The following is a 9970-nucleotide window of genomic DNA, read 5'->3' as shown; positions in this document are numbered from 1 at the left end:
CGTGAATATAAGAAAATTCACAGCCATTAGCTAAAAGCTATCTGGAAAAACATAAAAGATCGAGAAATCCGACTTTGCATGAATTCAAAGTCGGATTTCTCACGAATTGAAGCTAGTTATGTCCCAGCCTCGTTTTTCAATGATAAGAAGCGACAAAATCACGTGGTAAATTATTAAAATCCTGCATTCATTCCAGCAATACGTCCAGTAACAAGTGCAGATGTAATATTATAGCCTCCTGTATAGCCATGAATATCGAGGATTTCACCACAGAAGAATAAACCATTCTTTTTCTTAGAGGCCATTGTCTTTGGCTCTATTTCCTTAACAGAAATACCCCCGCCAGTGACAAATGCCTTTTCAAGAGATTGTGTACCACTTACAGTCATCGTAAAATGGACAAGCAAACGTGCTAATTGGCGGATTTTTTCCTGTGCTATTTCAGTGCCTGTCATTTGTACATCAATACCAGCACGTTCACATAAAAACAGTAGCCATCGTTCAGGGGCTATCCCTTTCCACACGTTTTTAACTGCCCTTTTTGGATCCTCTTTCCATAGCTTATTTAAGTATTGCAGACATGTTTCTTCATTATATTGCACAAGCGTTTGAATACGGATTGTCACTGGTTCATAGCCAGTTTTCATTAATTCTTTTACGATAAATTGGCTACAGCGTAAAATAGCAGGACCACTTAATCCGAAATGAGTAAAGAGCATGTCCATTTGATGGGTTACGAGCACTTTACCTTTTTTATTTAAAACAGAAACAGCAACCTCTCGTAAAGCCAACCCCTGAAGCTCACGATTTTGTATAAAGTCCTCTTTTGAGAGCACAGGAACCTCGGTAGGGAATAACGTTGTAATTGTATGACCTGCTCGCTCTGCCCATGGATAACCATCACCAGTGGAGCCTGTCTGTGGAACAGCTTTCCCACCTACCGCGACAATTACAGCCTCGCTACGGACTTCTAATCCGTCTGCAAGGCGAACACCAAGGATTTTTTCATCATCCATCAATAGCTTACTGACAGGGGTATTTAACCGAACTTCTACATGCAAACGCTGTAATTGACGGATTAATGCGTCAACAACATCTTGCGCACGGTTAGACACGGGAAACATACGTCCATGATCCTCTTCTTTTAGGGCAACACCGAGCCCTTCAAAAAAAGCAATAATATCCTCATTATTATAAACTGTGAATGGGCTATATAAAAACCGCCCATTACCTGGTATATGTTTAACAATTTCTTCTATAGGTAAACGATTTGTCACATTACAGCGACCCCCACCAGAAATAGCAAGCTTTTTCCCAAGCTTATTCCCTTTTTCTACTAGTAATACTTTCTTTTTTCGTTCTCCAGCAGCGATTGCAGCCATTAAGCCTGAGGGGCCTCCACCAATCACAATTACATCATACATATATAGAAACTCACTTTCTGTTCAAATTAGGAATCCTTCCTATTATACATGAAGTCTATATATAGGGGCTTCTTTCGCATTGAAAATAATACGAAAGTGTTTTATAATTCCTTATCTCATCTAAACAGATGAAAAGTTGTTTATGTAATACAGGCTACCCGATGAAAGTTTTTCTTTATCTGTATTGTCAGCATGAAATGAACGTCTATTCGTGCTATTATGGTAAAGGTTATGCACTAAATTATGAGGTGAAAAATAGAATGTGCGGATTTATAGGCTATATTAATGGAACAAATGTAATCGATCATCATCAAACGATTGAAAATATGATGAATACAATTATTCACCGTGGACCAGATAGCGGTGGTATTCACAGTGACGATAAAGTAACTTTAGGTTTCCGACGATTAAGTATTATCGACTTGTCAGATGTGGCAAATCAACCATTGTACAGTGCAGATGGCAACATTGTTCTTGTATTTAATGGTGAAATCTTCAACTTCCAAGGGCTGCGTGAAGATTTAATTGCTAAGGGACATACATTTAAAACACAATCTGATAGTGAAGTTATAATTTATGGTTATGTGGAATATGGTGTAGAGTTTGTTAAACAATTACGAGGTATGTTTGCATTTTGCATTTGGGATAAAAAGAATGATTTACAATTCATTGCCCGTGATGGCTTTGGTATTAAGCCGCTGTATTACTCAGAGAATACAACAGACGGTACATTTATTTTCGGTTCAGAAATTAAATCCTTCTTACCCCACCCATCCTTTATTAAAGAATTAAACAAAAATGCTCTTCGTCCGTATTTAACTTTCCAATATTCATCAATGGACGAAACTTTCTTTAAAGGTGTGTTTAAACTACCGCCAGCTCATTATATGTTAATTCAAAATGGGAAAAAGAAAATCGTGCAGTATTGGGATAAAAAATTCCATGCGAAAGAGGCACCAATTGAAAAATATGTAGAGGACATTCGTTCGACAGTAAAGGAATCGGTAGAGGCACATCAAATCAGTGATGTAAAGGTTGGTTCATTCCTATCAGGGGGAATTGATTCAAGTTATATTACGGCATTACTCCGTCCCGATAAATCCTTCTCTGTTGGTTTTTCTGATTATGAAGATATGTTTAACGAAACAAACCTAGCAAAAGATTTATCAGATACATTAAACATTCAAAATGAGCGTAAATATATAACAGCTGATGAATGCTTTGAGGCATTGCCAAAAATTCAATGGCATATGGACGAGCCACAATCTAATCCATCTTCTGTACCGCTATACTTCCTTTCGGAGCTGGCTTCGAAGGACGTAACAGTTGTCCTTTCAGGTGAAGGAGCGGATGAAATTTTTGGCGGCTACTCATGGTATCAAAACTCAGGTAAAATGCAACAATACGAAAAAATTCCTTTTGGTATTCGTAAGGCATTACGAGGTTTTGCAGAAGCATTACCTAAAAATCAGTACACTAGCTTCCTTGTAAAAGGTGGTCAAACGGTGGAAGAACGTTTTATAGGTGAAGCGGTTGTCTGGGATGAAGAAGATGCATTAAATGTATTAAAGCCAGACTATAAAAATGGTCCATCTGTTAAGTCTATTACAAAACGCATTTATGATGAAGTGCCTGGCGATGATGATGTGACAAAGATGCAATACTTAGATCTAAATCTATGGATGCCAGGCGATATTTTATTGAAAGCAGATAAAATGAGTATGGCACATTCAATAGAATTACGCGTACCATTTTTAGATAAAGAAGTAATGGAATTAGCAAAAAACATTCCATCACGATATCGAGTCAACGACATTGATACGAAATATGTGCTTCGTCAAGCTGCTCATCAGGAATTACCAGAGGAATGGGCAAAACGTCCAAAGCTAGGCTTCCCAGTGCCGATTCGTCATTGGCTCCGTGAAGAGAAATACTACAACATGGTAAAAGAAATGTTTACAACTGATTTTGCCAATAAATTCTTTGATACAAAGCAATTAGTAGGCTATCTCGATGAGCATTATGAGGGTAAGGCAAATCGAGGACGTTATATTTGGACTGCATATGTATTCTTAGTATGGTATAAACAATTTTTTGTGGACATGTAATAAAGCTTTTGAGTCGGTGGAGGTTTTTAATCTCCACCGATTATTTTGAGCCAGTAGGAACAAATTTACTGTCTATTTGATGAAATTGTCTATAACTAGAACTTTTTGATGGAATAATGCGTCTGTTTACCTATAAATATGTTAAGATTACTATTGGTTTACTTATTTGATGTGTTTATAAACTATGTTTGACAGCGTTTGCATGTACTAATGCAGTTGAAATCACTTGAGACAAGTAATCCTGCTCCAGAACTACTAGGTATTGTATAAAATCGCTCCGTTGACTGTTAGACTGCTCGGGTATCGTGTAAATCCGCTCAGTTGTCAGTTAAAACTGCAAGGGTACAGTGTAAAATCGCTCCTTGTCAGTCAAAACTGCTCGGGTATCGTGTAAACCCGCTCCGTTGTCAATCAAAACTGCTCGGGTACCGAATTAACTTGCTCAGTTGTCAGTCAAAACTGCTCGGGTACCAAGTAAAACTGCTCCATTGTCAGTTAGAACTGCTCAGGTAACGAGTAAAACCGTAGTTATCAGTTAATAAACTCGCTAAGATACCGAAAAATCTGATTATAGTGAATATTTTCCAATACTTATTCTATGTGTTACGATGAAATTATTGATTTTACGATGAATGGATGGGTACAATGTCCAATTTAATGAAAGGTACTGCGATATTAACAATGGGGATGTTTTTATCGAAGGTACTCGGATTAATTTATATTTTTCCGTTTTATGCAATTGTGGGTGAGGAAAATATTGCTCTCTATCAATATGCATACATTCCCTATTCGATAATGCTGGCAGTAGCCATCTCGGGAGCGCCAATTGCTGTATCTAAGTTTGTTTCTAAATATAATGCAATTGGTGATTATCAATCAGGCCGCAAGCTTATGAAGTCGGGCATACTGATTATGATGATAACAGGTCTAGCCGCATTTATTGCCCTTTTTATATTAGCGACTCCAATAGCGGGTCTTGTCATTAAAAGTGATGAGCAGGTATTTACAGTTGAGCAAATTGCTTCCGTTATTCGTTGGGTTAGCTTTGCTTTAATTGTTGTACCATTTATGAGTCTTTGGCGTGGATTTTTCCAGGGTTATGACAAAATGGAGCCTACAGCAGTTTCACAATTAGTTGAACAAATTGTTCGTATTGTTGTGTTATTAGGTGGTTCGTTCCTAGTAGTAGTTGTCTTTAATGGCAAACCACAAACAGCCGTTTCCTTTGCCGTATTTGCTGCCTTTATCGGGGCAATTGGCGGGTTGATGGTGCTCTATTATTATTGGAAAAAATATCAGCCTGAATTTAACTTATTGCGCAGTCAGAGTGTTACATCTACTCAGCTGCCAATGTCCAATATTTATAAAGAAGTTATTACGTATTCCATTCCAATGGTATTCGTAGGTATTGCCAATCCATTATTCCAACTAGTGGATATGTTAACGTTTAACGGCGCAATGACATCCATAGGCTTAGCGGAAGTAACCGATAAATACTTATCAATGATTAACTTCACTACACATAAAGTTGTGATTATTCCGGTTATGTTAGCTACAGGTTTTTCGATGGCGCTAGTACCAACTATTACTAAGTATTTTACACAGGGTGAATATTTATCACTGCGACATGCAATGGATAAGACCTATCAAATATTAATTTTTATTACATTACCTGCTGTAGTGGGTATTTCATTGTTAGCGAATGAAATATACTTTATGCTCTATTCTGAAAGTGAAATGGGGGCTACCATTTTAGCTCACTATGCACCTGTTGCTATTTTATTTGCATTGTTTCAAGTAACAGCAGCTTTATTACAGGGGATTGACTTCCAAAAATGGATTGTCTTCAGCTTATTATCTGGTATTTTGGTCAAGCTAGCGATTAACATTCCTCTAATTCGTTGGATTGAGGCCGATGGAGCCATTCTTGCCACAGCAATTGGCTATGGTGTTTCAATTATTATTAATATGTTAGTGCTTAGAACAGCATTAAATTACAAATCAGAGATGGTTCTTCGCCGTGTCATGCTCATCTCTATTTTGACTCTAGCAATGGTAATAAGTGTATTGATTGTTCATAAGCTGTTAGGCTTTGTGATGGGACCAGTAGATGGAAAATTCTCTGCATTTGTTTACTCAGTTATCTGTGCTGGCGTAGGTGTTGGGGTATACGGTTATTTATCTTTACGTTTAGGCTTAGCTCAAAAACTACTCGGTGAACGACTAACAAAAATTACGAACAAACTTGGAATTAAATAGGAGGATTTATGCGTTTAGATAAATTACTAGCAAATATGGGGTATGGGTCACGCAAGGAAGTGAAGCAGCTTCTTAAGCAAAAGGCAGTAACTGTGGATGGTGCATATGTAAAGGATGCAGCATTGCATGTAGACCCTGAAAAACAAGATGTTTCCGTTTTTGGTGAACGTGTTGTTTACACAGAATTTGTATACTTTATGATGAATAAACCTCCTGGCGTTATTTCTGCAACAGAGGATGTACGAGATGAGACGGTCATTGATTTGTTAGAGCCTTTACATCAGCATTTTCAGCCTTTTCCAGTTGGGCGCTTAGATAAAGATACAGAAGGATTACTGCTGTTAACGAATGACGGTCAGCTAGCGCATAATTTATTATCACCTAAAAAACATGTGCCTAAAGTTTACTATGCGCAAATAGAAGGACTCGTGACAGAGGAAGATGGCAAAAAATTTGCACAGGGTGTAGAGTTGGATGACGGTTATGTGACAAAACCAGGAGAGCTAAATATCTTAAAATCTGACCTACAATCGGAAATCGAGCTAACCATTCAAGAAGGTAAGTTTCATCAGGTGAAGCGTATGTTTGAGTCAGTTGGTAAACGTGTTACCTATTTAAAACGTTTATCAATGGGAAGTCTAAAGCTTGATGACAATTTAGCTTTAGGGGAATATAGAGAATTAACTACAAAAGAACTAGCTGACTTACAAAATAGAGATTAATAAATACCTTGATGCTAACACAAATTAGTATCGAGGTATTTTTATATACATTCATAAACCAATCACTGTATAATATAATGTAACTATTAATAAATTATTATTTAGTCTTTAGTACTAATTTCAAAAAACTTCAGAAAAATGATTGTGGGAAAATAATAGAGGATAAGTGCATGAAAAACCTTAGAATTAAATTATTAATATCTTTAATTGCCTTTGCCCTAATATTGGTTGCAGTGATTTCTTATGTAAACAGACAAATACTAATGGCAGATATTGAACAACAAGAAGCCATGAATAGGGCGTTAATTGAAAATCATATTTTGACTGATATGCAAACTGTAGATAATGCGCATTTTTATTTTGATCAAAATCTCTCAGATAAGATGGAGCAGGTACTCCGAAAGCTAGTTACCTATTATGAAGAAAATCCAAAAGTGGCAACATGGGATTTACAAAAAATAAAAAACGAGAATGGTATGGATGTATACATAATTGATCAATCCAATACGGTTATTTATACAACTTTTGTAAAAGATAAGGGATTAAATTTTTCCTTATGCTGTAAGCGTTTTTCTACTCTACTAGATGAACGTAGAACGAGTGGAGAATACTATAATGATGGTATAGATATCTCGACGACTACTGGAGGATATCGGAAGTTTGGTTATTTAGCGACACCTGATAAAAAATATTTATTAGAACTAGGCATTGATTTATTAAATGATCCTGTCTTTCAAACCTTTAATTTTGGAAAGACTTCGAACTATTTAGTTGATAAATATACGGATTTAATAGAAGTGCAAACAATAAATGCGGGTGGAGTTTTCTTTGATGATACAAAATCCGCTAAAATTACAGTGAAGGATCAAACAGCTATATTTCAAGAGCGTTTTGAGCTAGCTAAAAAATCGATGAAGCCAACGGAATATCAAAAGAAATATTCAAATGGTTATATTGAAAAATACCGTTTTTTACCATACGAAGCCGAAACAATTCGCGGTGAATCTACGAAAAGGATTATATATGTAAAGTATGGAAATTATACAGAATTAGAGGCACTATCTAAAAATACGAAGCAGTTTTGGCTATTGCTTTGTATTGCGTTAGGAACTTCTTTTATTATGCTTATAGTCATTAACAAAATTCTTTCTAAAACTATTCATCTTGCAACATATGATCCACTGACAAATGTCTTTAATCGAGCTACTTATATAAGAAAAATGGACAATCTATTAAGAAAGCGGAAGACGAATCAACCAGGCTTATTGTTGATAGATTTGGATAATTTCAAGCTAGTGAACGATCAGTTTGGACATGGCGCTGGCGATAAAATCCTGATAGATACTGCGAGAATTTTAAAACAAGAGGTTGGAAATAATGGCATTGTTGTGAGGTTTGGCGGGGATGAATTTGCAATTGTTTTGTATGACACAAAATCAGAAAATATGCGGCAGTTAGCCAATTCGTTATTAGACAAGTTTCGTCACTATAAGAATGTAGACAACGCCAATATTGCTCAATGGTCTGTACTATCAGTCAGTATGGGGGGAGCCATTTGTCATCATCCAGATGAGTCAGAACGAAGCTTGTTTGAGCGTGCGGACAAGGCGTTATATCAATCAAAAAATGCTGGCAAAGATCAATACACGAGCTTTGAAGAAGTTGAAGAGAGTTACGCTAAAGTTTGATAGTCTAAAATGTGCTCCATAGCTTTTGGGTTTACTTCAAGCTATAGAGCGTTTTTTTGCATTACTTACTGTTGTGGCCTCTCCTTAGATTTATAGAAGAAGCAACTACATAATACAAGTGCAGCAATTACTACAAACAAGGCGTCAATATAATGCGTTAACAGCCATCCGCCGATAATTGGTCCGAGAAAGCCTCCTAAATTTTTGAATTGAGAAGCTCCTAAATAGGTTGCTTTTTGAGTATCAGGTGCAATCTCATCAATCATGACATTCATCGTTGGGAAGGCAAAAATTTCACCAATCGTAAAGATAATCATCGCGATAATATAAAGCTGATAGTTATTGGAGAAGCCGAACAATAACAGTCCGAATGCAAAGAACAAAACACCCACTAAAAGAGTAGAGGTGGATGAAAAACGTTCTGATACAATACTAATTGGTAATTGTAGTAATAAAACAACCGCTGCATTTAGCGAGATAAGTAGCGAATAGAGTTTGGCACCGTCTTCAATTTTAAGCTCAATAACTTGTGGCAATGTTGAATCGAATTGAGAATAGCCAATATTGATTAAAATAGCACCAAAAATAAAGCTTAGTAAAACACGATTTGTTAATAATAATGAAAAGGTTTGTAGTATTTTTGTTTGTGTTGTAGCTATTGGCTGTTGCATTTCGTAACGATTCAGCACGAAAAATAAAAATATAGCATAAACAATATACATAATTCCTGTTAGCATAAATGGAATACTTGGGCTAGACAATTGAGCAATATAAACACCAATGATGGGACCAATCACCGCTGCTATGTTAATCGCTGTATAGCGAAGCGAAAATAATCTTTTTCGTTTGTCAGCAGGTGTAAAATCAATCATTAATGCTTGTGTTGAAGGTTCAAAGAAAGAACGACATAGTCCATTTAAAGCATTGAATAATACAAAATACCAAACTGCATGAGCCGTTGCAAAGCCAAAGAACACAAGACTCCAAATGATAATCGTCAACAGAATGACACTTTTTCTACCGAAACGATCTGTTAGGTAACCACCAAAAAATCCTCCGACAGTAGAGATGAGTGGAGCAATACCAATTGTCAATCCGATTTGTAAAGGGGAGGCTTCAATTTCATTATGTAAATAGATAGCTAAAAAGGGCATTGCCATAAAGCTTGCAATACGTGTGAAAATCGTTCCGCCAAGAATAATCCAAACTAATGGATGAAACATCTTAGACAATTTCATATTAAATCCTCCTCTCAACATGTAGAATGTTTCGAGTTTAACGGATTGTTAAGCAACTGTAAATAGTCAAAATAATGCAGGGGAGGATTGATGGTAAGGAACGTAAGTGAAATCGGAATGCTTTCGTTTTCAGAAAGTTGAGTGAATGAGGCTTTAATTAATCATTCCTTTCTAACTAATTGAGCAAAAAGAGGAGTATTCAATTGTCTAAAAAATGATGAACAAAAAAGAATGACCCCGACGAAAGGCCATTCTTTTTCCATACTCAATGCTTTACGTACTCAACGTAAAACTAAGACGTCATTTTTACTTTTTTCTTCGTCGTTGTCCATTTGCCTCGACTTGGGCTCATTACCAAATCGTTAAAGGCTAACACGTTCAAATCTCTTTGAACGGTGCGAGGAGTGATACTAAACTCTTCGACTAAATCCTGTGTAGACACGGTTCCTTTGTCTAAAATAAACATGTACACATCTTTAATACGATTAAGCATTCGATCAGTAGTTGGTTTCATTAAATGAACCACTCCTT

The 9970-nt window shown here is 36.4% G+C and carries 7 protein-coding genes; 4 read left to right on the top strand and 3 right to left on the bottom strand.

Features of this window, described 5'->3' with window-relative positions:
* Positions 1 to 173: 173 nt before the first annotated feature.
* Positions 174 to 1424 (bottom strand): BaiN/RdsA family NAD(P)/FAD-dependent oxidoreductase, encoded by a 1251-nt coding sequence (locus AC1RNS_RS11105; protein WP_492992613.1) that lies wholly within the window; start codon positions 1422 to 1424, stop codon positions 174 to 176.
* 260 nt (positions 1425 to 1684) lie between these two features.
* Between AC1RNS_RS11105 and asnB the strand changes: the two genes are divergently transcribed.
* The 4 genes from asnB (at position 1685) to AC1RNS_RS11085 (ending at position 8201) form a co-directional block, all read left to right on the top strand.
* The gene (gene asnB / locus AC1RNS_RS11100; RefSeq protein WP_492992612.1) at positions 1685 to 3532 is read left to right on the top strand and encodes an asparagine synthase (glutamine-hydrolyzing); all 1848 of its coding nucleotides are present in this window, start codon (positions 1685 to 1687) and stop codon (positions 3530 to 3532) included.
* A 645-nt stretch (positions 3533 to 4177) separates the two neighbouring features.
* Entirely contained in the window at positions 4178 to 5791 is a 1614-nt protein-coding gene (locus AC1RNS_RS11095; RefSeq protein ID WP_492992610.1) for a putative polysaccharide biosynthesis protein, read from the top strand.
* Between the two features lie 8 nt (positions 5792 to 5799).
* Positions 5800 to 6513 carry a pseudouridine synthase gene (locus AC1RNS_RS11090; protein WP_492992609.1) on the top strand — a complete coding sequence of 238 codons (714 nt, stop codon included), beginning with the start codon at positions 5800 to 5802 and terminating at the stop codon, positions 6511 to 6513.
* 170 nt (positions 6514 to 6683) lie between these two features.
* Positions 6684 to 8201 carry a GGDEF domain-containing protein gene (locus tag AC1RNS_RS11085; protein WP_492992608.1) on the top strand — a complete coding sequence of 506 codons (1518 nt, stop codon included), beginning with the start codon at positions 6684 to 6686 and terminating at the stop codon, positions 8199 to 8201.
* Positions 8202 to 8266: 65 nt separating this feature from the next.
* Here the strand turns inward: AC1RNS_RS11085 and AC1RNS_RS11080 are convergent, their stop codons facing one another.
* Together AC1RNS_RS11080 and AC1RNS_RS11075 are read right to left on the bottom strand one after the other, a co-directional pair.
* Positions 8267 to 9439, bottom strand: coding sequence for an MDR family MFS transporter (locus tag AC1RNS_RS11080; RefSeq protein ID WP_492992607.1), 1173 nt, complete (start codon positions 9437 to 9439; stop codon positions 8267 to 8269).
* Positions 9440 to 9731: 292 nt separating this feature from the next.
* Positions 9732 to 9953 carry a DeoR family transcriptional regulator gene (locus AC1RNS_RS11075; RefSeq protein ID WP_036118795.1) on the bottom strand — a complete coding sequence of 74 codons (222 nt, stop codon included), beginning with the start codon at positions 9951 to 9953 and terminating at the stop codon, positions 9732 to 9734.
* Between the last annotated feature and the right edge of the window lie 17 nt (positions 9954 to 9970).

It is taken from the genome of Lysinibacillus sp. GW821-FHT14F06 (genome assembly GCF_058803665.1).
This window is presented reverse-complemented; position numbering and strand designations above follow the sequence as displayed.